Origin of the sequence: Corynebacterium lipophilum (assembly GCF_024102595.1) — a bacterium.
GTDB lineage: Bacteria > Actinomycetota > Actinomycetes > Mycobacteriales > Mycobacteriaceae > Corynebacterium > Corynebacterium pseudogenitalium.
The window spans coordinates 119931-143160 of record NZ_JAEUWV010000002.1 but is presented as its reverse complement, the minus strand read 5'-3'; the positions used below and the strand labels follow the sequence as shown (position 1 = coordinate 143160).

Here is a 23230-nt window from a genome sequence, read left to right as displayed (position 1 = left end):
ACTGCCCACATGCGTTATCAACCTCGACATGCGAAGCCATCCCAACTGAGCCGCAAGCTTGCCGGTTTGAGTGTTGGAATTGGCGTCGCCGCCTCCCTGCTTGCCCAGCCAGCGATGGCGGAGGCGCAGCAGATGCCAGCGATGTCTTCGAATGGTGGACTGGGTGCCCTGCTTGAGCAGACGCAGTCTCAGCTCTCCAGCATCGGCTCCAGTACGCCCGACGCCCGTGAGCGAGCATGGCAAACCCGCAACTCGCTGCGCGCGCAGGCCGACGGATTGGCGGCAATCAACAAGGACTTGCCAGCCCAGGCGAAGGCCAGCATCGATGCTACTGTCGAACGCTTCTACCCAGGCCTGATCGCCGAGAAGACTCCGAAGCCAGCGCCGAAACCAGCTGCACGCCCGGCGCCACCTGCACAACCCGCGTTCGATTACGGACCATGCCCGAAGGACGCGAAGGTGTGTGTGGATACCGGCGGACGCCGTTCCTGGCTGCAGAATAACGGCCAGATGTACTACAAGGCTGACCTGATCGGTCCGGGCAGGCCGGGCCTTGATACGCCGAAGGGTACGTTCTACGTCAACCGCAAGGTGAAGGATGAGATCTCGTGGGAGTTCGGCAATGCGCCGATGCCGTACGCGACGTACTTCACCAACAACGGTATCGCGTTCCACCAGGGTGATCCGTCGATTCTCTCGCACGGCTGCGTTCGCATGTACCGCGCGGACGCCCAGCGCTACTTCCAGGATCTCGCTATCGGGGACAAGGTCTTCGTCTTCTAGCTGCTCCATTCTTTTCGACGCCCACCTGCGGACTTAGCTTCCCAGGTGGGCTTGTGTTTGCGCTGGTGAAGGGATATAGTTGACCACTGGTGTTTATGCACCACGTAGTACAAGTATGTTTTACGTCAGCTACCAGCGGAAACATTGCGCATCAATGAGGATCGCTGTGTTCCGTGAGCTATAGGAAGTGGAGTGTATGGCAAAAGAAGGCGCCATTGAGGTAGAGGGTCGCATCGTCGAACCTTTGAAGAATGCTATGTTCCGTGTCGAGCTCGACAACGGGCATGAGGTCCTTGCTCACATCAGTGGCAAGATGCGCCAGCACTACATCCGCATCCTTCCTGAAGACCGGGTCATCGTGGAGCTGTCTCCATACGACCTGGACCGTGGGCGTATTACGTACCGCTACAAGTAATTTCGTTTGAAGCCTCCTTACCCAGACGCGTGGCGTTGCTGCGCGTCGCTTACCTTTGGCTACGGTGGCCAAAGCCACGTGTATCACGGCCCATCCTCCGGTACGGTCCGGATAAAGAGTCGGTTGGCGTGGGCGGATAGGGAGAAAACCGCCGTAACAACCCGAAAGGTACGTTCCACATGGCACGTCTAGCTGGTGTTGATCTTCCGCGCAATAAGCGCATGGAGATCGCACTTACTTACATTTATGGCATCGGCGCAACCCGCGCCAAGGAGCTGCTCGAGAAGACGGGCATTTCTCCAGACCTGCGTACGGACAACCTGAGCGACGATCAGCTGTCCGCACTGCGTGACGCAATCGAGTCCTCCTACACCGTAGAGGGCGACCTGCGTCGTGAGGTGCAGGCAGACATCCGCCGCAAGATTGAAATCGGCTCCTACCAGGGCCTTCGTCACCGTCGTGGCCTGCCTGTTCGCGGGCAGCGCACCAAGACGAACGCTCGCACTCGTAAGGGCCCGAAGAAGACCATCGCAGGAAAGAAGAAGTAATCCATGCCTCCTAAGACTCGTTCCGGTGCGCGCCGTGGTGGCCGTCGCATCGTAAAGAAGAACGTGGCTGCTGGCCACGCATACATCAAGTCGACCTTTAACAACACCATCGTCTCGATCACGGATCAGACCGGTGCTGTTATCTCCTGGGCTTCCTCCGGCCACGTTGGCTTCAAGGGATCCCGCAAGTCCACGCCGTTCGCTGCTCAGATGGCAGCTGAGAACGCTGCTCGCAAGGCGATGGACCACGGTATGAAGAAGGTTGACGTTTTCGTCAAGGGTCCAGGCTCCGGCCGTGAGACCGCAATCCGTTCGCTCCAGGCTGCTGGCCTGGAGGTGTCCTCGATCTCTGACGTGACCCCACAGCCGTTCAACGGCTGCCGTCCGGCGAAGCGTCGTCGCGTTTAAGGCAGAAAGGAAAAGAGGTAATACATCATGGCTCGTTATACCGGCCCTGCTACCCGTAAGTCCCGTCGCCTCCGCGTCGATCTCGTCGGCGGTGACATGTCCTTCGAGCGTCGCCCATACCCTCCGGGGCAGGCTGGCCGCGCTCGCATCAAAGAATCTGAGTACCTGCTCCAGCTCCAGGAGAAGCAGAAGGCTCGCTTCACCTACGGAGTGATGGAGAAGCAGTTCCGTCGCTACTACGAGGAGGCCAACCGCCTCCCAGGTAAGACCGGCGACAACCTGCTGATCCTGCTTGAGTCCCGTCTGGACAACGTTGTATACCGTGCAGGTCTGGCGCGCACACGTCGCCAGGCACGTCAGCTTGTTTCCCACGGTCACTTCACCGTGAACGGCAAGCGTATCGACGTTCCTTCTTACAAGGTCACGCAGTACGACATCATCGATGTTCGTGACAAGTCCCGCAAGATGCTCTGGTTCGAAGAGGCCCAGGACAACCTGCTGGACGCCGTTGTTCCGGCATGGCTCCAGGTCGTTCCGGACACCCTGCGCATTCTCGTGCACCAGTTGCCGGAGCGCGCTCAGATCGAGGTGCCGCTGCAGGAGCAGCTCATCGTCGAGCTCTACTCGAAGTAAGCCCGCTTACTTCACCCCGCACTGCGTCGATACGTACGTATACAAGTGGTGCGATATCTTTCCGAAAGTCCATATTCTCGCGGCTTCATATAGTGGTAGCCGGAAAAGGAGAAGTTCATGCTCATCTCACAGCGTCCGCAGCTGACCGAGGAGTACATCGATACCAACCGCTCGAAGTTCATCATCGAGCCACTCGAGCCAGGTTTTGGTTACACGCTGGGTAACTCCCTGCGCCGTACGCTGCTGTCGTCCATTCCGGGCGCAGCGGTTACCTCGATCAAGATTGATGGTGTGCTCCATGAGTTCACCACCATCAACGGTGTGAAGGAAAACGTTTCCGAGATCATCCTCAACATCAAGGACATCGTGCTGTCGTCGGAGTCCGACGAGCCAGTCGTGATGTACCTGTCCGTTGAAGGCCCGGGAGTCGTTACCGCCGGCGACATTGAGACGCCAGCTGATGTTCAGATCCACAACCCGGATCTGCACATCGCTTCGCTCAATGAGCAGGCACGCCTTGAGATGGAGCTTGTCGTGGAGCGTGGCCGTGGCTACGTCCCGGCGATGCCGAACTCTGGTGGGGAAGCCGGCCGCATTCCGGTCGACCAGATCTACTCGCCAGTGACCCGTGTTGCCTACAAGGTTGAGGCAACCCGTGTTGAGCAGCGCACTGACTTCGACAAGCTGATCATCGACGTGGAGACGAAGAACTCCATGTCTGCTCGCGACGCGTTGGCTTCGGCCGGTTCCACCCTGGTGGAGCTGTTCGGCCTGGCACGTGAGCTGAACACGGCAGCAGAAGGCATCGAGATCGGCCCGTCCCCACAGGAGACGGAGTACATCGCGGCTTACAACCTGCCGATTGAGGATCTCAACTTCTCCGTCCGGTCCTACAACTGCTTGAAGCGCGAGGGCATCAACACCGTCGGCCAGCTGGCTGAGTGCTCTGAAACCGACCTGATGGATATCCGCAACTTTGGCGAGAAGTCCATCAATGAGGTCAAGATCAAGCTCGCCTCCATGAGCCTGACGCTGAAGGACGCTCCGGAAGATTTCGACCCGACCCAGATCGAAGGCTACGACGCTGAGACTGGTGACTACGTCGACGACACCGCGGAAGAAACCGAGTAAACCAAGAGCACGCGCTCACAATCCCATACGAGGAGTACGAAAATGCCTACCCCGAAGAAGGGTGCCCGTCTCGGAGGGTCCGCCGCCCACCAGAAGCACATTCTGTCTAACCTGGCGCAGTCCCTGTTCGAGCACGGCGCCATCACGACGACCGATGCAAAGGCGAAAGCACTTCGCCCATACGCTGAGAAGCTGATCACCAAGGCGAAGGGCGGTTCCCTGCAGGAACGCCGCGCTGTTGCTGCGAAGCTTCCGAACAAGCAGATCGTTGCATACCTGTTCAACGAGCTTGCACCGAAGTTCGAAAACCGCAACGGCGGCTACACCCGCCTGATCAAGGTTGCACCTCGCTCCGGCGACAACGCTCCAATGACCCAGATTTCCCTGGTTCTGGAGCCAGCTGAGGCGAAGGCTTCCAAGGAGGACTAATCCTTCGCTGAGTGAGCTTTTCTAGCTCAACCACATGAGACCCCGCGTGCACCTTCACGGTGTCGCGGGGTTTTCGCATTCTAAGAGCACGCGACCAGTTTGCTAGCCTGTAACGAATGAACACGATGCGGCTGCGTTTCGACATCGCCTATGACGGCACCGACTTCCACGGCTGGGCCCGGCAGAAAGGAGACCTGCGGACCGTCCAAGGAACCGTGGAGGACGCGCTCGCGCTTGTGCTGCGCCACCCCGTCGCCCTGACGGTCGCGGGCCGTACGGATGCGGGGGTGCACGCCCGCGGCCAGGTGGCGCACGCAGACATCGACCCGGCCGCGTTGCAGCAGCGCTCTCTTGACGGTGATCCTGCGCGCCTGGTGCGTCGCCTTGCCAAACTGCTACCGGATGACATCCGAGTTCACCAAGTTCGGGAGGTCGCCCCTGAGTTCGACGCCCGCTTCTCGGCGATGGCGCGTCACTACATCTACCGCGTCACTACTAGCCCAGCGGGGGCGCTGCCGACACGGACGCGTGACACTGCGGTGTGGGCTCGCCCGGTCGACGTGCAACTGATGCAGCAGACCGCCGACGTGCTGCTCGGGTTGCACGACTTCGCGGCGTTCTGCAAGCCGCGACCGCACGCGACGACGATCCGCGACGTGCACAGCTTCCGCTGGGTGGACGCTTCCACGGAGGCGGAGCCGCAGCTCTACGAGGCACACATCAGTGCCGACGCGTTCTGTTGGAACATGGTGCGCGCGTTGACCGCGACGTGCCTCACGGTCGGGCAGGGTAAGCGCGACCTGGCGTGGGCCACTGGACTGCTCGACGCCACTGAGCGGCGCGCCGACGTACCGTTAGCCCCCGCGAAGGGGCTGACCTTCGACCACGTTGTGTACCCACCAGAGCAGGAGTGGGAGGCACGAGCCAACACAACTCGTGATCGGCGTTCGCTCTGAGAGCGCAAAGCGATAAGATTTCACCAGTCTCAACGTCTTAGGTCTCGAAGGAGTACGCGTGGTCACTGCTGGGATGTTCATAGCAGCGGTACTTGTGTTTGTGCTGCCAGGATTCCTGGTCAACGTCATCTCCGGCATGCGTGTGCCGGCGTCGGTGGTGGCGTCGATACCCGTGAGCTTCGGCATTATTGGCTTCAGTGCCTGGTCTTGGGGCCTGACTTCGGCGAGGTTTTCGCCGTGGACGTTCTCTGTGAGCGTGGAGTTTGTGATGTTGTGTGCTGCGGGGTGGCGCTACGCGTTTGCGCGCCGCGCCCGCGAGCGCTGGACTGGCACCGGGCAACTGTCGTGGCGTCGGGCGCTGCTGCCGGGGACTCCGCAGGAGCGGCGCGAAGGCAGCGTGGTTGACCCCGTCTGGGTGCTGCCGCTGCTTGGTGTGATTACGGGGTCGGCGATGCTGATCAGTGACAAGCTGCGGTGGCTACAGGGAACTCCGCTGGGTTTGGCAAATATCGTGCAGGGTTGGGATTCCCAGTGGCACGCCAATACTGTGCGCTTCATCATGGATGAGGGGATTGCGTCGCCAACGCGCATGGGGGAGTTGATGTACCAGGAGACGCACAGTTCGCTGTTGTATCCCTCGGGGTACCACGCGGGGGTTGCGTTGTTTGCCAAGACCGCTGGGATGGCGCCGATCCCCGCGCTGAATGTGGCGCAGGCGATCGTGCCATCGGTGGCGGCTTGCGTGTCCGTGGCGTGCCTGGTGTTTGCGTTTCTGCGGTCGCGGGGGCTGACGGCGCAGATCGCGGCGGGGTTCGCGCCGCTGCTGGTGTACGGTGCGCCGCAGCTGATGTGGGTGTCGGATTTTGTTGGCATGTGGCCGTACATGATGGCAGTTGCGCTCACGGGCATTGTGATTTGGCAGTTCCTGGAGGTGCCACGGCATCACAACTCGGCGTTTGCGGCGGCCATCGGGTTCTTCGGGGTGGTGGCGGTGCACCCGTCGCCGGTGACCACGATTGCGCTGGCGGTGGCCTTCGCTTGGTGCTTTTCGACGCTTCTTCGTCCCGTCCGTTCACGCCTCGTGGACACTGTCTGGTTAGCGGCCCCGGCGCTTGCCGGTGCGGTGCTGTTCCTGCCACAGATGTTTGCTGGTTCCGAGCAGGCGCAGGAGGTCGCGGGGTGGTCTACTCCGGAGGATGGCACGGCGCCAAATCCGTGGGCGCTCGCGATCACGATGGATACGCGCCACGTCACTGAGTACTTCCCGAACTACAACCCGACTGTGCTGCTGTGGCTCGCGCTCGTGGGGGCGGTGGCGCTTGTGGCGTGGCGTCGCCAGGTGTGGCCGGTGGCGTTCTACGTCCTGTCACTTGCGACGGTGGTGCAGGCAACCGCACCGCTTCCGCCGGTGCTGGACGTGGTGCCTTCGCTGGTTTCGGGGCTGCACTACAACACGGCGCACCGCCTGGTGTTGCCGGTGGTGATGTGCGTCATCGTCGCGGCGGCCATAGGGGCCTCGGTGATGATTCGGATGCTGACATTGGCGCCGGTTGCCGCGCGTGAGGGCACGGTGGTGGCGAAGGGGGCGTCGACAATTGGGGCGGTGCTCGTGTCTCTCGTGGTGGCTGCGAGTACTGCGACCGCCGTGCACGCGAATGCAGCTCAATCGGCGGAGGGCATTTACACCGCTCCGCGCGTTGGTGGGCGGATGGTCAACGATGACGACCTGGCTGCGTTCGACTGGCTCGCGACGCAGCCTGCGGCGTGGGAAGGCGTGACCTATGGCGAGCCCGCAGACGGGCATTCGTGGATCTACGCCTACAACGGCGTGCCGACGCTCTCACGGCACTACCTGTGGCCGGCGAAGACACGAGGCGACGACACCGCAACTGCGCTGTTCGACGTAGAGATGCTCGGGCGTGGCGTACTCGGTGACGCGACAGCAAAGAATGCAGTAGACCGGGCCGTTGAGCGGCTGAATATCAAGTTCTACATCGCATCGCCGCCGTCGTTCTGGGCGCAGCAGCCACCTCGCGTGAACCTGAATAATGGCACCGCCAACAGCGCCCTGACCCCGGTGTACGTGAAGGACGACACGGTGATCTTCGCGGTGAACGAGGCGTTTACGCGCGCCGAGCTTGCGAAGATGCAGGCTGACGCCGTCAAGCACGGCTCGGAACCGCTGGAGCTTTGGTAGTGTAAGGCAGCGTTATTGGTTATTGGGGGATACAACATCGGGGGTATACATGTCGCAGCGATTGTTGCCAACAACGCGACCGCAGGTGTCGGGGCACAGGTTCATGCAGCGCCGCGTGGAGCACGGCCTCATCTACGGCGACATCCGGATGATCCATGACCCGCTGGCGGCGCGGCGCCGCGCGGGGATCTTCGGGGCGGTCGGGGTGGTGCTGATCGCCGCGGTGATGGGGCTATTCGCCTGGATGAGCCCGAACCCGCACCCCGGTGAAGCCCCGATCGTGCGAGCTACTGACGGCGGCCTGTACGTGCGTGTCGACGGCACCTTGCACCCTGTGACGAACTTGACTTCCGCTCGCCTCATCGCCGGGGAGGCCGCCGAGCCTGCCCGCGCCGGTGGGGACTACTTGGCCACGGTGCCGCGCGGCCTGCCAGTGGGCATCGTCGCGGCTCCTGGGATGTTTGCCCCTGAGGCCACGGAGGCGCATGCCTGGTCCGCGTGCCACACCGAGGGCAAGGTCACGGTGGTCGCGGGTCAAGCGCCTGCGCCGCTACCGAGGGGCACGGCGGTGCTGGCGGTGGCGGATCACCGTGAGTGGGTCGTCGACGCGCACGGCCGTAGGCAGCTGCCGCCATCCACCACGCCGGAGGGGCGCATCATGCGCCGTGCCCTGGGGATCGACGCCACGACGCCGCGCTGGTCGCCGCCGAACGCGGTGCTTGGTGCCCTGCGCGAGGGTCCGGCGTTCACGCTGCCACCGCGCCTCCCTGAGGTACTGCGCACCCCGGAGACTACCTGGGTGCTTACGGAGCACGGCGGTGTGCAGCAAGTCTCTGACACGGCCGCCCAAGTGCTTCTCGACGCCGGCGCCGCATCCCGCAACGTCAACCGCGCAGACATCGCGCACTACCCGGACGCGCAGCCGCCACTGGACCTGCGCATCCCGCACGAGGCTCCGCGCTGGGTGCAACCCACACAGGACACGGTGTGCGTGAACGACAAACGTGGCGCAGCCACCTGGCCGAAGGACGACGGTGAGGTGCTCGAAGGGGCGATAGCGCTGGCGGGGACGGGCACCGCGACCCACTTCGCGGGACTACGCGAGGGCGCCGTCGGCGTGGATACAGGGCAAGGCCTGCTCGTGGTGTCGCCGGAGGGCTCCCGCCACGAGGTCGCCGGGCGGGACACGCTGGAGCTGATCGGCGTGCGCCACACCGAGGAAGCGCCGTGGCAGATCGTTGCGCTGCTGCCGAGTGGAGCTCCGCTCGAGCGGTCGGTGGCGCTGAAACCGGTGGCGTCTTAGAGCCCGCGGCGTCCGCGGCCCCCACGGAGGGAGCGCGCCACGATCGTCAGCGCGATGCATGCCAAGAGCCCACCGAGTGCCAGCCCGGCGCGCCGGGCCGCAAGGGATGCGGTGGGCAACGGTGCGTCGATGGTGGTGACGGTTGCCTCGCGCGGTGGCGTGGGTGGGAGTTGCGTGACGATGTCTTCTGGGCGCAGCGCCCCGCCGTTGGGTTCCGCGGCGGCGTAGACGATCTCACGCACTTGTTGCGGTGAGAGGTGTGGATAGCGGTCGAGGAGGAGGGCGATGGCGCCACTGACGACGGGTGCGGCGAAGCTGGTGCCCACGTAGGGCTGCACGGTTGGTGTGCCGTCGGGTTGGAGCTCGCCGGTGATGCCGGTGGCGAACCCTGCGCCGTCGGACGCGAGGACCACGGGTGTGGTGCCGCGGGCGGAGAGCGGCGGCTTTGGGGATGCGATGGAGTAGTCGGCGACAGTGTGGGAGTCCTCGCGTGCGCCGACGGCAAGGACCGTGGGCATGTGCGCGGGGAAGACGGCGAAGCCGTGGGCGCATTCGTTGGTGGCGTTGCCGGCGGCGGCCACGACGACGGCGCCGGAGGTTTCGGCGCGGTGGAGTGCGGCCTCCAGCTCGCGGGTGTCCAGGCTTGTGGCGAGGTAAGGCGGCATGCAGGAGACGACTGAGATGTTGATGACGCGTGCGCGCTCGTCGACGGCGTTGTTGATGGCGTCAGTGAGGGTGGCGAGTGATCCTGCGGCCTGCTCTTCGCGGTAGTGCGCGGAGGTTTGCCGGATGGAGATGAGGTGCGCTGCGGGCGCGATGCCGAGGTCGCGGCTGGCGATGATGCCGGCGACGATGGTGCCGTGGCTGTCGCAGTCGAAGAATGGATCGGGGTCGTCGGGTGTGACGAAGTCCCGGCCGGGTGTGACCGGCGGCAGTTGCGGGTGCCGCGCGATGCCGGTGTCGATGACGGCGACGCGCACCCCGCGTCCACTCGCGTGGCTGCGGGACGCGGCGACGGATGGGTCAGGCTCCAGTGGCGTGTCGCGGTCTGGCGGCAGGTGCGCGGGGCGGGCGCAGGCGTAGTCCTGGGCCTGCGCCGGTGGGGCCGGGATCGAGATTGGCAGCGTCGTTCCAACGGCGAGCGGGACGCAGAGGGTGACGAAGAGGCGTCGAGAAGCAGTGGTGCGCATGGGCTTACAGCCCCCGGATGAGGTCGAACAGCCCGGTGAGGTGCACCGCGAGCGGGATGACTGCGATGATGGCGGCGGCTTCGGCGCGCTCGAACCACACCACCGTGGTTGGCTCGAGGTCAGGCACGCGGCGCGACCAGATGACGGCGGTAGCGCACACAATGGCGATGCAGCCTGCGGCCACGAGGAACGCTGGGTGCGGGCTTGACTCGTATACGGTGGCGAGCACCACGGCACCGAGCGCACCGAGGGCCAGCGCCGTCAGTGCTATTCGCGGGGTGGGGTAGTGGTGGCGCACCGCGTGGATGAGTAGCGCGCCAGCCATGCAACCGGCGAGTGCGACGCGCCAGCCCAGTGCGGCGTCCATCGTGGCAATGCCGTAGAGCGCTGGTAAGCAGCAGGTGGTCACGGCACATGCAATCGCGGCAGATACGGTCAGCGCGGTGAGGCTGCGTGTATCGACGTCATGCTGGTACACATCCGAGCGATCAAATTCCTCGCCAGCGGTGGGGATGCGTGGCACCTTCAAGCCCGCGGCGGCCGTGGCGATATGGGGCGTGAGCATGACCAGCAGCAACCCGAGCAGCACGACCACCGCCGCCCCCGCGTGGTGCTGCGGCAACCACGCACCGAGCGAGGCCGCGGCAAGGAGCAGCGCGCACACCGCCGCGAAGGTCGTGACCGCCGCACCGCACAGCCTGAGCATCGCGCCGATGACCACGCAGGCCACGGCGGTGATCGCGGCGGCTAGCATCCCGATTGCCGTATCGCTCGACCCGTCCCACGTAGCCGGAGGCCCAGCCACCCAGGCGCCGACTGCGAAAGGGGCCGCGCACAGAAACGCTACGTAAACCGCGCTGCTTCGCGCCGCGAGCGACAGCACCAGCGCCGCCGCAGCAGCAAGGCCCGCGCCGAACGCCACTCCGCCGACCGTGCCAGCCACCGCTGCAATGCACAGCAGGCCCAGCAGCGTCGCGCCGATGTGTAGGCCACGCACGTCGCGGGCAGAGGCCGCGGCCGCACTCAGGGAATGGGCCGCGTCGCGGATCACGGGCGGTGCCGCCTGCTCCTGTGGGCGCATCACCGCCGTCGCGCCGTTTCGCATCTTGAGCTGGTACAACGGCGCATGCCCATCGAGCGGGATGCCAGCTACGTTGGTGAACTCCCAAGGGCGGTGCAGCTGCGGCAGTTCCACGAAGCGCGCGATCTCGGGTATCAGTTCGTAGAGCGACGAGGACGTCGGCAAACTGAGGTCGATATCGCGGTGAAGCGAAGCGACGTCGATACGGATGGTGACGTGCACGATGTGATGCGTTGCAGAAACTGCCACGATGAATCCCCCCGGAAAACAAACAAATGCGCGACTTGGCGCTTAACTTGAACAATGTAGCGCACCATCGCCTAGAATGCATGCAGACGTTGCGCGAGGGGGATTGCGCAACCGGGGAAATGCATGAGGGGGAAAGCATGCTTGGTCTTGACCACGAACCAGTCGTGACACCATCGACGGCGCACACACTCGCGCCGCCACCACCACTGCCGACCGGCCAACTCCGCGCCGAAGCGGTACCGCAGGCGCACAAGGACCAGCCGATGCCACTGTTGAAAGTACTGCTGCCCGTGGTCATGGTGGTTGCCATCGGCGCGGTGATGGCGCTGATGGTGATGTCCGGGCGCACCGTGAGCCCAATGATGCTCATCTTCCCGGTCATGATGCTCTTCGGCATGGTCACCATGTTTTCGCCACAGGAGCGCCAGGGCGACATCGACGAGACACGCCGGGTCTACCTGCGGCACCTGGACGCCCTCGCCCACCGGGCGCGCAGCAACGCCGAGATCCAACGCGAGCACGCTGAATACCTCCACCCGGCACCGAACGCCCTGCTCACGGCGGTGCCTGCGGAGCGTGTCTGGGAACAGTACGCCGCCTCGCCGTACGCGCTGCAGGTGCGCATTGGTGTTGGCGCGGTGGCACTGCATACCCCAATCGAGGTCGACGACCCTGGCTCGCCCGAGGACCTCGACCCGGTGTGCGCGGTGAGCCTGCGCAGGACGGTCGCCGCGGTGAACACGATCCAAGAGATGCCGATCGTGGTGGCGCTCAATGCGTTTCCCGTGATCACGATGGTGGGGCCGCGTGCGGCGGAGGTCGCGCGCTCGATCGTTGCCCAGCTAGCGTTTTTCCACGGCCCGGAGCTCGTCGGCATCGACGCCACCCAGGCGCCGAGCGAATTCGAGTGGGTGAAGTGGCTGCCGCACTCCGCCACGCCGGAGGCGGCCGAGTTCCAAGTCATACTTCTCGACGCCACCACCCACCCCTCAGTGATCTCCTTCAGCACTAGCGCCGCCAGCAGCGAGAACGCGTGCGTGCTGGTTATCCACCCGGACCCGGACTGGCTGGTGGACGAGGATGCGTTCCACCTGGTCTGCGACGACGAACTCCACGCACTGACCGGGATGGGCCTGGAGTTTCTGGGCAGGCCCGACAGGATCGGTGTTGCGGAGGCGGAGCTCATCGCGCGCCAACTGGCGTTCTATCGCCGCCCCGAACAGCTCAGCGCCGAAAGCGCCTCCCACGGAGGCAAGCTGCTCCCGATGCTCGGCATCAACGACATCGCCGAGCTCAACGAGCACACCATGTGGACCGGACGCGAAGGCACCCGACAGCGCCTCATGGTCCCGATTGGCTCGACTGCCCAGGGCCAGGCCCTCTACCTGGACCTGAAAGAGTCCGCCCAGGGCGGGATGGGCCCACACGGGTTGTGCATCGGTGCGACGGGGTCCGGAAAATCGGAACTTCTCAGGACGCTCGTGGTGGCGCTTGCCGCCACGCACTCGCCGGAGGAGCTCAACCTCGTGCTCGTGGACTTCAAAGGCGGCGCAACGTTTCTCGGCTGCGAGTCCTTGCCTCACACCTCGGCGGTCATTACCAACCTGGAGGACGAATCCATCCTGGTTGAGCGCATGTACGACGCCATCTCCGGTGAGATGAACCGTCGCCAGGAGCTGCTGCGCAAGGCTGGGAACTACGCCAATATCACCGACTACACCGCGGCCCGGCTCGCGGGCGAGGATCTCGCGCCGCTGCCGGCGCTGGTGATCATCCTGGACGAGTTTTCTGAGTTGCTCAGCCAACACCCGCACTTCGCTGACCTGTTCGTGGCCGTCGGCCGACTTGGCCGCTCGCTGGGCGTGCACCTGCTACTTGCCTCCCAGCGCTTGGAGGAGGGCAAGCTGCGCGGGCTGGACTCGCACCTTTCCTACCGAATTGGTCTCAAGACGTTCTCCGCGGCCGAATCCCGCCAGGTGCTCGGTGTGCCGGACGCCTACGAGCTACCCAGCGAGCCCGGCGCGGGCTTCTTGTCCACGGGCTCAGGCGACTTGGAGCGTTTCCGCGCGGCGTACGTGTCGGGGCCGCTGGAGCGCGCCCGCGGCGTGACCAGGCGCGAGGCGGCCGTGGAGGTTCGCCTGTTTCACGGGTGGGAGCCTCCGCCGGTGGAGGACGCGAAGGAGAGTGTCGGCGTCGATACTGATGCGACCACGACGTTGCTGGCGGCGGTCGTCGAGAAGTCGAGGGAGGTGGCGGATGCCCTGGGCATGCGGGCGCACCAGGTGTGGCTGCCGCCGCTGCCTGCACAGATTGAGCTTTCGCAGGTCTACGGTGGCAGCGAGACGCTGCCGAAGCTGCAGGCGATCATCGGGGTCATTGACGAGCCGATCAAGCAGCGCCAGGTACCGCTCGTGCTGGACCTGTCGGTGGCGGGTGGCCACGTGGCGCTCGCGGGTGGACCGCAGACGGGCAAGTCGATGGCGGTGCGCACGATGGTGGCGTCGCTCGCGCTGCGCCACTCCACTGACGAGCTGTGCTTCTACATTATCGACGCCGGCTCCGGCGACTTCAGCGACGTCGCCGAACTGCCGCATGTGGCGGGTGTTGCGCAGCGCACGGACGAGGAGCGCGTGCGCCGCGTCGTCGACGAGCTGGTCGAGATGCTCGACGACTCGCAGCGGCGCACGAAGCGCCACACCGTGTTGATTGTGGACGGCTGGCACACGTTGCTCGCACCGGATGCGAAGACGGAGGACCTGCGCGAACCGTTGACGCGCCTCGCGGCGGAGGGCCCGGCCGTCGGTATTCACCTGGTTGCGACTACACAGCGTTGGAACGCGATCCGCGCGAACGTCCGTGACGTGATCGGCACGAGGATTGAGCTGCATCTTACCGAACCGATGGACTCGGTGATTAATAGGAAGGTGCAGGCGAAACTTCCCGCGCTGCCGGGCCGCGGCATTACCGAAGAGGGGGCGTTCATGCTGGTTGCGCACACCTCCGCGCAGGACGTGGCACATGTACGCGCAGCGACGCAGGGCCAGCATCGGGTGCCGCGCCTGCGAGTGCTGCCGAACCACGTGGAGGTTGCGGACCTGCTCACCTCGGGAGGCCAACGTCTGCCACTCGGCGTCGGTGGACCCCGACTTGCACCGCTGTGGAGCGAGTCTGGCCACCTGCTGGTCATCGGTGCGAGCGGTGCTGGCAAGTCCACAGCGATTGCCTCGGCCATCACCGCGATTGAGGCGATGGGCCGTGAGCAGGCCCGCATGGTGATTCTGGATGTGCGCCGCGCGCACCTCGGGCGGGCGAACCCAGACATGGTGGCGGCCTACGCAGCCTCTACCAGCGCCGTCGACGAGGCGGTCAGTGCGCTGATCACCACGCTGCGCGGCAGGCTACCCGGCGCGGACGTGACCCCGCAGCAGCTCGCGCAGCGTTCCTGGTGGGAAGGCCCGGAGCTCTATCTCGTCATCGACGACCTCGAGCTCGTCCCGGAGGACACCCTGCGCGAGCTGGCCACGCTGTTCCCGCACGCCCGCGACATTGGCCTGCACGTGGTGGCCGCCCGCAAGTTCGGCGGAGTATCGCGCGCCATGTTCGGCAGCTTCCTGTCCTCGCTGAAGGACCTGTTGCCCGACGTCGTCATCCTCGACGGAACCAGGGACGAAGGCGCGCTCTTCGGGGTGCGTCCAGTCCCACAGCCGCCCGGCCGAGGCCTGCTCGTCCAGTCAGGTGAGGCCCGTGGCCTGGTCCAAGTCGCAGCACCCTACCCAGAAGGAGGCACTCTATGAAACCCGATCTTCGCATCACCATGACGTCCACGAACACCGTGTTCACCGGCGCCGCCAACGTCCACCGTTTCGACGGCCCCGGCCCGCGGGAAGTCGCGCAGTACGTGCGTGGCCTGTTCGGGCCAGATCCGGGCGGCGCCGTGATTCAGATCGCCGCGAGCCCCGAGGACCTCGATCAGTTTGAGCAGGCCATGAGCGGCTACGACGTCACTATTACCGCCGAGCGCCTAGAGGTAGAGGCTGACCCTCCGACCGAAGAGCAACCCGCGATTACGGCCGCAGACCTTGCACCACGTCGCGCGTGGTGGCCGTTTGTCGCCCTCGGCGCCGCAGTGGTTGTGGTCGCAGCAATCTGCGGGTTCGTGCTATTTCGTTTCTTATCGACGCCCTCTTCGCCCACGTCCGCCCAGGCTTCAGAAGGGGCGACGTCGACCACTGTGCTGCACAGTCAACCGACGGCCTCGCGGGCGTCAACAAGCCCCTCTTCTTCTGTTGCGAGCGAGCCTACCGCCGTGCGAATCGCGCAGGACGGACTTGCGATTGAGCTGCCTCCCGGGTTCCAACTCGCGCAGCACGAGCAGGGCTGGATGGCAACAGGCGCCGACCCCGACATGCGCGTACTGATCTCCGCAGAGAACCGCTACACGCTGCCGCCCGAGCAGTTCGTAGCGCAGCTGCTCGGGGGTATCGAGCGCGACCCTGAGCTCACGCTCGTGGATCACAACCTCCACGCCGTGACGTACCGCGAGACGCCCCCCGGAGGAGCCGAAACGCTGTGGCGAACCTGGGCGCAGGATTCTTACCAGCTTTTCGTGGCGTGCCAGACGCGGCAGGCGCCCAGCAGGGTGCAGCAGGCGACGTGCCAGATGGCCTTCGACACCGCCGAATTCACGCCACCGACAGGGGAGGGGTGAGGCAAACTCGCAGCATACACGTGGTGGGAGGGTGGGGAGAAAAGTTTCTTCAACATTGAGGGAACCGGAGCACCAAAACGTGCGTCCAACTATATGAACAGCTTGGAAGGCTGTCGTTACAACCAAGACACAGTACCTAGTAGGGGGATTGAACATGGAACAGTTCAGAACAGAAGCCGACGTCATGCGCGCAACTGCCGACCGGGCAGATGACACCAACGCCAACGTCAATCGAGAAATCGACCGCGTGCAGCAGGTCGCGGAGTCCACGCGCAGCTACTGGGTGGGCAATGCGCAGCGCAGCTTCGATGACCTGATGGTCCGCTACGACGACGCGCAGCGACGACTCTCTGAGGCGCTGCGTGACATCGCGAACAATATCCGCGACAACGCCAAGAACTACGAGAGCACCGACGCTACGAACACCGACAACTTCCGTTCGCTGTCCGGTTCCGCGGGCTTGGCGCTCTAAAACGCTCTCAGCGGTTCTCAGCAGACACAACGACCATCTTCCGAATGTAAAGGGACATACTCATCATGCAAATCAAGTACGACTTCGCCCAGATCGCCAACGCAGCTGAAGACATGCGCTCGTCGGCGACCCGCATCACCAGCCAGCTCAACGAACTGAAGCAGATCATCCAGCCGATGGCGCAGACCTGGGAAGGCACCGCAGCGTCCGCGTACCAGGCACACCAGGCGAAGTGGGACCAAGCCGCAGAGGATCTGAACACCATTCTGAACCAGATCGCCAGCACCGTTGAAGACGGCAACTCCACCATGCTCGCGGTAAACAACGCCGCGGCAAACAGCTGGGGATAACAACACAGAAGCTTGCTGAACAGCAAGGCGCCAGGGGGAGCGTCTTGCTGTTCAGTGCTTTGTGCTGTAAAGTTTGCAGCTTGTGTGCCGTGCTGCTTGTCGGGTCTCCACCGGCCGCCGTCTGAGCAGGATACAGCGCACAGTTTTATACGTTATGGCCGGCAGCCAACTAGACAGACTTGAAGGAGTCATGCATGTCTACTTACCACCCAAAGAGCGGTGACATTACCCGTAAGTGGTACGTCATCGACGCCACGGACGTGGTCTTGGGCAAGCTTGCGTCGACTGCAGCGGATATCCTGCGCGGCAAGCATAAGCCACAGTTCGCACCGAACGTTGACACCGGCGATCACATCATCGTGATCAACGCCGAGAAGGTCCACATCTCCTCGAACAAGCGCGATCGCGAGATGCGCTACCGCCACTCCGGCTACCCGGGTGGTCTGACTGCTATGACGCTTGGTCGTGCGCTCGATGAGCGTCCGGACCGCGTTATCGAGGAAGCTGTCAAGGGCATGATGCCGCACAACAAGCTTTCCCGCGAGTCCATCAAGAAGCTTCACGTCTTCGTCGGCTCCGAGCACCCATACGAGGCTCAGAAGCCGGAAACCTACGAGTTTAAGCAGGTGGCACAGTAATGGCTGATCAGAACAACATCGCAGCTGAGACCGACATCGACGCGGCAACCGCGGCGACGGAAGAGTTCAACTACACCATCGGTGACGCTATTGCTCCAGAGGTCGAGGAGACCCAGGACACCGTTGAGGTTGCACCGCTGCACGAGGGCCCAATCCAGACCGTTGGTCGTCGTAAGCGCGCAATCGCTCGCGTGACCGTCGTCGAGGGCGAAGGCAAGATCACGGTCAACGGCCGTGAGTTCGAGGACTACTTCCCGAACAAGCTGCACCAGCAGGACATCCTGCTGCCGCTGACCCTGCTCGAGCGCGAGGGCCAGTTCGACATCAAGGCAAACATCAAGGGCGGCGGCCCAACCGGTCAGTCCGGTGCGCTGCGTCTGGCGATTGCCCGTGCACTGAACATCTACAACCCGGCTGAGCGCCCAACCCTGAAGAAGGCTGGTCTGCTTACCCGTGACGCTCGTGCGGTCGAGCGTAAGAAGGCTGGTCTGCACAAGGCCCGTCGTGCACCGCAGTACTCCAAGCGTTAATCACTACGCTGGTTGTATCATCAACCGCCCCCTGGCACTGGCCGGGTGGGCGGTTGTTGTTTTTGTATAGCTGTCGGTAGTGCATAATAAACAACATGACTCGATTGTTTGGAACTGATGGTGTCCGAGGTCTCGCCAATGAGCGACTGACGGCGTCGTTGGCACTGAAGCTCGGTGCCGCCGCCGCGACCGTACTAACGAAGGACCGTGAGTCCTCGAAGCGACGCCCGACGGCGCTGATTGGCCGCGACCCACGCGTGTCCGGCGAAATGCTTGCGGCAGCGATGGCTGCGGGCATGGCGTCGAAAGGCGTGGATGTCCTGCGTGTCGGCGTGATCCCTACTCCCGGCTTGGCGTACCTCACTGATGACTACGGTGCGGACATCGGAGTGATGATCTCCGCGTCCCACAACCCCATGCCGGATAACGGCATCAAGTTCTTCTCCGCGGGTGGCCACAAACTGCCTGATGAGGTCGAGGACGAAATTGAGAGGGCTCTCGACACGCTTGAAGAAGGCGGGCCAACCGGCACCCGTATCGGCCGCGTGATCGAGGAGGCGCCGGACGCGCAAGATCGTTACCTGGCGCACCTCAAAGAGGCGATGAGCACCAGCCTGAAGGGCATCAAGGTCGTTGTAGACTGTGCGAACGGTGCGGCGTCCGAGGTCGCCCCGAAGGCGTACGAGGCCGCCGATGCCGAGGTTGTGGCGATCTACAACGAGCCGAACGCTTTCAACATTAACGATGGCTCCGGTTCCACTCATATGGACAAGATCCAGGCGGCCGTCGTCGAATACGGTGCTGATCTTGGCGTGGCACACGACGGCGATGCGGACCGCTGCCTCGCCGTCGACGCCGAAGGCAACATCATCGACGGTGACCAGATTATGGCGATCTTGGCCTGCGGCATGAAGGCCGAGAACAACCTGCGCGACAACACGCTCGTAGCCACGGTCATGAGCAATCTGGGACTTACCCTCGCCATGGAGCGCGAAGGCATTGCACTGAAGCAGACCGCGGTGGGCGACCGTTACGTTCTCGAGGAGCTCAACCGTGGGGACTTCTCGCTTGGTGGCGAGCAGTCCGGCCACATCGTTGTCCCGGAGCACGCCACGACTGGCGACGGCACGCTGTCCGCGCTGCTGCTGATGGAACAGATGGCGGAAACCGGCAAGAGCCTCAAGGAACTCGCACAGGTGATGCAGGTGCTGCCACAGGTACTCATCAACGTGCCGGTGTCGGAGAAGTCCAAGATTATGAGCTCGCAGGAGGTGCTGGCTGCGATCGATGAGGCCGAGGAAGAGCTCGGGCACTCGGGTCGCGTGCTGCTTCGTCCTTCCGGTACTGAGGAGCTGTTTCGCGTCATGGTGGAGGCCGCCGAGGAAGAACAAGCCCGAAAGGTGGCGGGTCGCCTCGCAGCTGTCGTTGCGGCAGTGTAGAGTCCGTTGGTAAGAAATTTGGCCTCGCGGGGAACCGCGGGGCCGTTGGGGGAGTCTAACTAAGAGAAGTAGTTAGAACTGTCGGTGGTGAGCCGACGTGGATTTTGGGGGAAATTTTGAACATGGTGAACACGGTAAACACTGTGCACAACAAGGGCGTCAGCCTGAACGTTGACGCGGTGCGGTCATATTTTGCCGACGCCATCTCCGCCTACGAAGACACCGCCACGGACTTCGCCCGCCAGCAACCAGACCTGGGTGCGGACGACTTCGGTGCCGGTTTTGCCTTGCAGGGCCAGCGCATCACGGCGGCGGTGCAGGCGGTCTATGCGGACTCGCTCCGGTTGTTGCAGGAGCGAACGCAGCAGTGGGAGGGGATTCGCAGCCTTGCACAGGAGGTCCGCGACGCTGACGAGGACGCCACCGATGGCATTTCGGGGGTGGGTTCCGCATGGTAACCAGCGACGTTGTCGAACAAGGGGTGCAGCGCTTCTCTCAGTCAGTTGCGACGGCCCCAGCCCTGGAGGGGCCTGAGCGCGACCAATTGCAGGCACTAGCGAAGGAAGTCATTCGGGAGCTGCAGGCCACCCGCTGCCAGGACCTACGCGGCTTCCACCAGGTCGGTGTCTCGCTGTCACAGTTCAATTGTGACGCCGTGGGCTATAGGTTTTCGTTGAAGGCGCCTTGCCAGGATACGCCGGGCAGTAAAGAGTGGTTTGAGCAGATCGGCGTGGGGTCGCGGGAGCGATGCTCGGCAGATTCGGAGACGCAGCACTTTACACGCCTAAATGAGCTGGGAAGCTCGATTACCTCGTGCTGCAGCGCTATAGATGACGTCAAGAAGACGTCCAACCTGGCGGTGGAACAGTTCGTGGTCCTTGCGCACTCGCACCTTGAGATACTTGCGAAGCTTGGAATCGCCACCCTGATTCGCCCATTGGTGCAGGTCGTAATTGATGCGATGCGGCAGGCGAGCCAGACAGCGAAAGAATGCAACGTGGCTGTCGCTGAGTGCCTCGATGCGATCGCGGTGTGCGTGGAGGAAGCACAACAGCCTTGCAGTCAGGCGCCCGGCGGAAAGCCAGCTGGAAGTGCGCCTGCTGCGGCGCCAGCGACGGCTGCGCACGCAGCCGGAAGCACCTCGACTGCCAGCGCGAGTGTTGCCGCACCACCTTCCGCCCCAGCACCAGCACCAGTGCCTGCCCCTGCTCCTGTGCCGCCGGCACCGCCGCAGCCGTGCGAGCGCCTTGTTTCTCTGGAGAGCGTCGGCACGCAGTCCGCGTCAGCGGCACTGGCAGGTGCGGCAGGGATCAACGTGGCCTTTAACTTCGACGTCGATGTGCATGTTAACGCGCCCATCGAGGCCGTGACACGCGACGCAGCGGCGTTGTTCGCACCGGTACAGGAGCAGTGCGACGCTGCGCAGGCGTTCACGGGCGCGTTTGCGCAAACGGGCGCGGCTGTCGTCATTGAAAGCATCAACGTCTTTGCGGCAAATATCGACGCGGCCTGGCAGTGCGCGACGGAGGCTGTGGAGGTGCCGTGTGACGTCGCGGAACCAACACCACCGGCACCACCGACAGCACCGGCACCCGAGCCCGCTCCTGCGCCGGAGCCTGCACCGGCAGTCGACGAAAACGGTGTGTTCGTGCCACCTGAGCAACTCGGCGAGGTGGAGCAGCCACCAGTGCCGGCAGAAAAACAAGCGATGACGGCACCGGCGGCAGCAGAGACGTCATCAGAACAACACGCTGAGCAGCAGCCAGCAGATACAGACCCGGCTGATGCTTGGGGCGTCAAGAAATTGGGGGAATGGTAAATGGATTTTTCAAGGTTTGCAGCAGAGTACCGTCAGCGCACGGCGATGCGGATGGAGAACTTTGAAAAGATGATCGCTGAGCACCATCGCCAAATGGAGATGATGCTTACCGAGCAGCGAAGGGCCGCCGCGCTTGGCTACAAACGCCAACCTGTTGTCATTCCACAGGGTGGCGAGCGGTTGTTCCCGTTTCGCCGCCCGCCGCAGGGCGGAATCGCGTCGATCCGTACCGAGGCACGCCCCAACGCCCCGGAAGCACCGGGGGAGATGAAGCGTGCTGGTCAGCCCGGCACGTTAGAAGAATGAGAAGAGGCTGTCGTCCTTGGTGAGGCCCGCCAGCTCAGCGAGGTCCTCACCGGTATAGGACGTGACGTTCTTTCCTTCGGCGTCCGGCTCGGAGTAGGAGGAGTACTTCTTCTCCCCGGCTAGCTGGTGCAGGAGGAACCCGGTGAGCAGGCCGCGCACTGTGGTCTGCAGGGAGGCGCTCGACTTGCCCAGGCCGAGCAGGCGCTTGGTCAGTGAGTCCTCCGAGAAGCTCTGCTGCTCGCCTTTCTTGACGCTGCGGTAGGCCACCTCGCCTGCCCAGTTGTATGCGAGCTTGGCGGGGTTGCCTGGATCGAAGAGCGAGTCACCGTCCTCGCCGGGGCCGATGATGAGCCCTGGGCGAAGTGCGCGCCGGGCCGCCTCTACTGCGGAGGGCGCCACGTTCGCCGGATAAATGGCGGCGACTGCCTGCACCTTCGGGTTTTCTACCGCGGTGAGTACGGCAGCGCCGCCGCCCATGCCGTGGCCAACGACGCCGAGGCGCTGTGGGTGGATGCTAATCTTGCCGTTCCCGAGGCGCACCCCAGTCAGGATTTGCAGGGCGGTTTCTAAATCGGCGGCGAAGCCAGCGTGGTCGGGGCGCCACCCCTTTTCAGTAGCTGGCGCGGCGACCGCAATGCCCCAACTGGCCAGGTGGCGAAGTGTGCCGTGGTAGTCGTCGACGCTCTGGCGCCAGTCGTGGCCGAAGGCGACGGCAGGGAGGTTCTTGCCCTCTGCAGGCGTGTACACCTTGCCCGGCAACCCGGTGTACCCGAGATCGCCCTCTAGCACCTTGTGTGGGCCTCGTTTGGACAGTTCAGCTAACTTCTTCAATTTCGCAGACACGCAACCTACCCTACTTGAATTCTGCAGTACTGAAATAGCGCTTCAGCGTTTTTGTGGTTTAGGGTTAGGGGCCAGATCGAGACAGGGCCGAGATTCAGCCTGATGGAGCCGCGCGGAAGGAGCAAGACATGCTTGGAGCGTTGTCCTTTGCGTTTATTGATTCCATCAACGTGCTGTTGATCGGGGTTATCGTGGCAGTCGGGGTGGTTGCCTCCCAAGCGAAACGGCAGTATGCGAAGATCACGGCGCTGCTCATTGCTGGCGACTGGCTTGGGGTGGCGAGTCTCGCGGCGGTGATGTTGTTCGTATTCGATGGCCTCGGTCCGGTGGTGCAAACGTTTGTCGAGGGGCCCATTTTCGGGTGGCTCCTCATCGCTACTGGTCTCCTGACCGCGGTGCTGGCGCTGCGTGGGGGAGATAACCACGCGTTGATTGAACGGGTGATGCGCCCGCTGCGAGCACCCAATGCGCTGACGGTGCTGACGGGGTTTGTGCTGGGGATCGTCCAATCGGCGACGTCGGTGCCGTTCTTTGGTGGCCTTGCGGTGCTGTCTGCGACGGGCATCGATACGACGACGAAGTACAGCTTCCTGGTGCTCTACGCGACGGTCGCGCTGTCCCTACCCACGCTGTGCGCCCTGCTGGTCGGTTGGGTACGGGCGAAGCCGGACTCGGTTGCTGGACGAGGTTTCGCGTGGGCGCGCTCACACCCGGATACGGTTGGTTTGACCGCGACGTGGGTGGTATCGCTGCTGCTAGGTGTAGTCGGCGTGGCGCATTTGCTGTGATCGTTGTTCAATAG

General features: G+C 63.7%; 23 protein-coding genes and 1 pseudogene. 21 read left to right on the top strand and 3 right to left on the bottom strand.

Annotated features, from left to right (window positions below; all coding sequences use genetic code 11):
* The first annotated feature begins 9 nt into the window (after positions 1-9).
* The 10 genes and pseudogenes from JMN37_RS02555 (at position 10) to eccB (ending at position 8803) form a co-directional block, all read left to right on the top strand.
* Entirely contained in the window at positions 10-783 is a 774-nt protein-coding gene (locus tag JMN37_RS02555) for a L,D-transpeptidase (RefSeq protein ID WP_071572770.1), read from the top strand.
* Positions 784-979: 196 nt separating this feature from the next.
* Positions 980-1198 (top strand): translation initiation factor IF-1, encoded by a 219-nt coding sequence (infA, locus tag JMN37_RS02550; protein WP_018017508.1) that lies wholly within the window; start codon positions 980-982, stop codon positions 1196-1198.
* 179 nt (positions 1199-1377) lie between these two features.
* On the top strand, positions 1378-1746 hold the full coding sequence (gene rpsM / locus JMN37_RS02545; protein WP_070477572.1) for a 30S ribosomal protein S13: 369 nt from the start codon (positions 1378-1380) through the stop codon (positions 1744-1746).
* Between the two features lie 3 nt (positions 1747-1749).
* Positions 1750-2154, top strand: a complete 405-nt coding sequence (gene rpsK / locus JMN37_RS02540) for a 30S ribosomal protein S11 (RefSeq protein WP_070363064.1) — start codon at positions 1750-1752, stop codon at positions 2152-2154.
* Positions 2155-2181: 27 nt separating this feature from the next.
* Positions 2182-2787 (top strand): 30S ribosomal protein S4, encoded by a 606-nt coding sequence (rpsD, locus tag JMN37_RS02535; RefSeq protein ID WP_070363063.1) that lies wholly within the window; start codon positions 2182-2184, stop codon positions 2785-2787.
* 117 nt (positions 2788-2904) lie between these two features.
* Positions 2905-3918: a DNA-directed RNA polymerase subunit alpha gene (locus tag JMN37_RS02530; RefSeq protein WP_070363062.1), complete on the top strand. Its 1014-nt coding sequence runs from the start codon at positions 2905-2907 to the stop codon at positions 3916-3918.
* A 42-nt stretch (positions 3919-3960) separates the two neighbouring features.
* Positions 3961-4341, top strand: a pseudogene (gene rplQ, locus JMN37_RS02525) (50S ribosomal protein L17); the annotation flags it as partial.
* Between the two features lie 122 nt (positions 4342-4463).
* A complete protein-coding gene (gene truA / locus JMN37_RS02520; RefSeq protein WP_071572769.1) occupies positions 4464-5303 on the top strand; it encodes a tRNA pseudouridine(38-40) synthase TruA in 840 nt (279 codons plus the stop codon).
* Between the two features lie 58 nt (positions 5304-5361).
* On the top strand, positions 5362-7500 hold the full coding sequence (locus JMN37_RS02515) for a DUF6541 family protein (RefSeq protein ID WP_252930977.1): 2139 nt from the start codon (positions 5362-5364) through the stop codon (positions 7498-7500).
* A gap of 49 nt (positions 7501-7549) precedes the next feature.
* On the top strand, positions 7550-8803 hold the full coding sequence (gene eccB / locus JMN37_RS02510) for a type VII secretion protein EccB (RefSeq protein WP_071572768.1): 1254 nt from the start codon (positions 7550-7552) through the stop codon (positions 8801-8803).
* Here eccB and JMN37_RS02505 read toward each other — a convergent pair.
* Both JMN37_RS02505 and eccD read right to left on the bottom strand, forming a co-directional pair.
* On the bottom strand, positions 8800-9993 hold the full coding sequence (locus JMN37_RS02505; protein WP_071572767.1) for a S8 family serine peptidase: 1194 nt from the start codon (positions 9991-9993) through the stop codon (positions 8800-8802). The two genes, eccB and JMN37_RS02505, sit on opposite strands and share 4 nt — an antisense overlap.
* 4 nt (positions 9994-9997) lie before the next feature.
* Positions 9998-11323, bottom strand: coding sequence for a type VII secretion integral membrane protein EccD (eccD, locus tag JMN37_RS02500; RefSeq protein ID WP_177224252.1), 1326 nt, complete (start codon positions 11321-11323; stop codon positions 9998-10000).
* A gap of 137 nt (positions 11324-11460) precedes the next feature.
* Here eccD and eccCa point away from each other — a divergent pair, with 137 nt between their 5' ends.
* The 10 genes from eccCa (at position 11461) to JMN37_RS02450 (ending at position 21585) form a co-directional block, all read left to right on the top strand.
* On the top strand, positions 11461-15117 hold the full coding sequence (gene eccCa, locus JMN37_RS02495; protein ID WP_071572868.1) for a type VII secretion protein EccCa: 3657 nt from the start codon (positions 11461-11463) through the stop codon (positions 15115-15117).
* Positions 15114-16031 (top strand): type VII secretion-associated protein, encoded by a 918-nt coding sequence (locus JMN37_RS02490; protein ID WP_071572765.1) that lies wholly within the window; start codon positions 15114-15116, stop codon positions 16029-16031. Before eccCa ends, JMN37_RS02490 begins: the two co-directional genes overlap by 4 nt.
* Before the next feature lie 154 nt (positions 16032-16185).
* On the top strand, positions 16186-16503 hold the full coding sequence (locus JMN37_RS02485; protein ID WP_071567367.1) for a WXG100 family type VII secretion target: 318 nt from the start codon (positions 16186-16188) through the stop codon (positions 16501-16503).
* Positions 16504-16568: 65 nt separating this feature from the next.
* A complete protein-coding gene (locus tag JMN37_RS02480; protein ID WP_070477587.1) occupies positions 16569-16853 on the top strand; it encodes a WXG100 family type VII secretion target in 285 nt (94 codons plus the stop codon).
* Positions 16854-17047: 194 nt separating this feature from the next.
* Complete coding sequence (gene rplM, locus JMN37_RS02475; protein WP_070363053.1) at positions 17048-17491, top strand: 50S ribosomal protein L13; 444 nt, start codon at positions 17048-17050, stop codon at positions 17489-17491.
* On the top strand, positions 17491-18021 hold the full coding sequence (gene rpsI, locus JMN37_RS02470; protein ID WP_070363052.1) for a 30S ribosomal protein S9: 531 nt from the start codon (positions 17491-17493) through the stop codon (positions 18019-18021). The genes rplM and rpsI overlap by 1 nt, the downstream gene beginning before the upstream one ends.
* 95 nt (positions 18022-18116) lie before the next feature.
* Positions 18117-19460, top strand: a complete 1344-nt coding sequence (glmM, locus tag JMN37_RS02465; RefSeq protein ID WP_071572764.1) for a phosphoglucosamine mutase — start codon at positions 18117-18119, stop codon at positions 19458-19460.
* 122 nt (positions 19461-19582) lie between these two features.
* Positions 19583-19918: a hypothetical protein gene (locus JMN37_RS02460; protein ID WP_070975820.1), complete on the top strand. Its 336-nt coding sequence runs from the start codon at positions 19583-19585 to the stop codon at positions 19916-19918.
* Positions 19912-21279: a hypothetical protein gene (locus tag JMN37_RS02455; RefSeq protein WP_252930975.1), complete on the top strand. Its 1368-nt coding sequence runs from the start codon at positions 19912-19914 to the stop codon at positions 21277-21279. Before JMN37_RS02460 ends, JMN37_RS02455 begins: the two co-directional genes overlap by 7 nt.
* A complete protein-coding gene (locus JMN37_RS02450) occupies positions 21280-21585 on the top strand; it encodes a hypothetical protein (protein WP_070975823.1) in 306 nt (101 codons plus the stop codon).
* On the opposite strand, the gene JMN37_RS02445 is transcribed toward JMN37_RS02450, so the two are convergent.
* Positions 21574-22428: a dienelactone hydrolase family protein gene (locus tag JMN37_RS02445; protein ID WP_252930974.1), complete on the bottom strand. Its 855-nt coding sequence runs from the start codon at positions 22426-22428 to the stop codon at positions 21574-21576. The two genes, JMN37_RS02450 and JMN37_RS02445, sit on opposite strands and share 12 nt — an antisense overlap.
* Positions 22429-22556: 128 nt before the next feature.
* Between JMN37_RS02445 and JMN37_RS02440 the strand changes: the two genes are divergently transcribed.
* Positions 22557-23216 carry a GAP family protein gene (locus JMN37_RS02440; protein WP_071572761.1) on the top strand — a complete coding sequence of 220 codons (660 nt, stop codon included), beginning with the start codon at positions 22557-22559 and terminating at the stop codon, positions 23214-23216.
* Positions 23217-23230: the final 14 nt, after the last annotated feature.

Coding starts and splice junctions, on each gene's coding strand:
- JMN37_RS02555 (WP_071572770.1), top strand. CDS start 10: ATGCGTTATCAACCTCGACATGCGAAGCCATCCCAACTGAGCCGCAAG.
- infA (WP_018017508.1), top strand. CDS start 980: ATGGCAAAAGAAGGCGCCATTGAGGTAGAGGGTCGCATCGTCGAACCT.
- rpsM (WP_070477572.1), top strand. CDS start 1,378: ATGGCACGTCTAGCTGGTGTTGATCTTCCGCGCAATAAGCGCATGGAG.
- rpsK (WP_070363064.1), top strand. CDS start 1,750: ATGCCTCCTAAGACTCGTTCCGGTGCGCGCCGTGGTGGCCGTCGCATC.
- rpsD (WP_070363063.1), top strand. CDS start 2,182: ATGGCTCGTTATACCGGCCCTGCTACCCGTAAGTCCCGTCGCCTCCGC.
- JMN37_RS02530 (WP_070363062.1), top strand. CDS start 2,905: ATGCTCATCTCACAGCGTCCGCAGCTGACCGAGGAGTACATCGATACC.
- truA (WP_071572769.1), top strand. CDS start 4,464: ATGAACACGATGCGGCTGCGTTTCGACATCGCCTATGACGGCACCGAC.
- eccB (WP_071572768.1), top strand. CDS start 7,550: ATGTCGCAGCGATTGTTGCCAACAACGCGACCGCAGGTGTCGGGGCAC.
- JMN37_RS02505 (WP_071572767.1), bottom strand. CDS start 9,993: ATGCGCACCACTGCTTCTCGACGCCTCTTCGTCACCCTCTGCGTCCCG.
- eccCa (WP_071572868.1), top strand. CDS start 11,461: ATGCTTGGTCTTGACCACGAACCAGTCGTGACACCATCGACGGCGCAC.
- JMN37_RS02490 (WP_071572765.1), top strand. CDS start 15,114: ATGAAACCCGATCTTCGCATCACCATGACGTCCACGAACACCGTGTTC.
- JMN37_RS02485 (WP_071567367.1), top strand. CDS start 16,186: ATGGAACAGTTCAGAACAGAAGCCGACGTCATGCGCGCAACTGCCGAC.
- JMN37_RS02480 (WP_070477587.1), top strand. CDS start 16,569: ATGCAAATCAAGTACGACTTCGCCCAGATCGCCAACGCAGCTGAAGAC.
- rplM (WP_070363053.1), top strand. CDS start 17,048: ATGTCTACTTACCACCCAAAGAGCGGTGACATTACCCGTAAGTGGTAC.
- rpsI (WP_070363052.1), top strand. CDS start 17,491: ATGGCTGATCAGAACAACATCGCAGCTGAGACCGACATCGACGCGGCA.
- glmM (WP_071572764.1), top strand. CDS start 18,117: ATGACTCGATTGTTTGGAACTGATGGTGTCCGAGGTCTCGCCAATGAG.
- JMN37_RS02460 (WP_070975820.1), top strand. CDS start 19,583: ATGGTGAACACGGTAAACACTGTGCACAACAAGGGCGTCAGCCTGAAC.
- JMN37_RS02455 (WP_252930975.1), top strand. CDS start 19,912: ATGGTAACCAGCGACGTTGTCGAACAAGGGGTGCAGCGCTTCTCTCAG.
- JMN37_RS02450 (WP_070975823.1), top strand. CDS start 21,280: ATGGATTTTTCAAGGTTTGCAGCAGAGTACCGTCAGCGCACGGCGATG.
- JMN37_RS02440 (WP_071572761.1), top strand. CDS start 22,557: ATGCTTGGAGCGTTGTCCTTTGCGTTTATTGATTCCATCAACGTGCTG.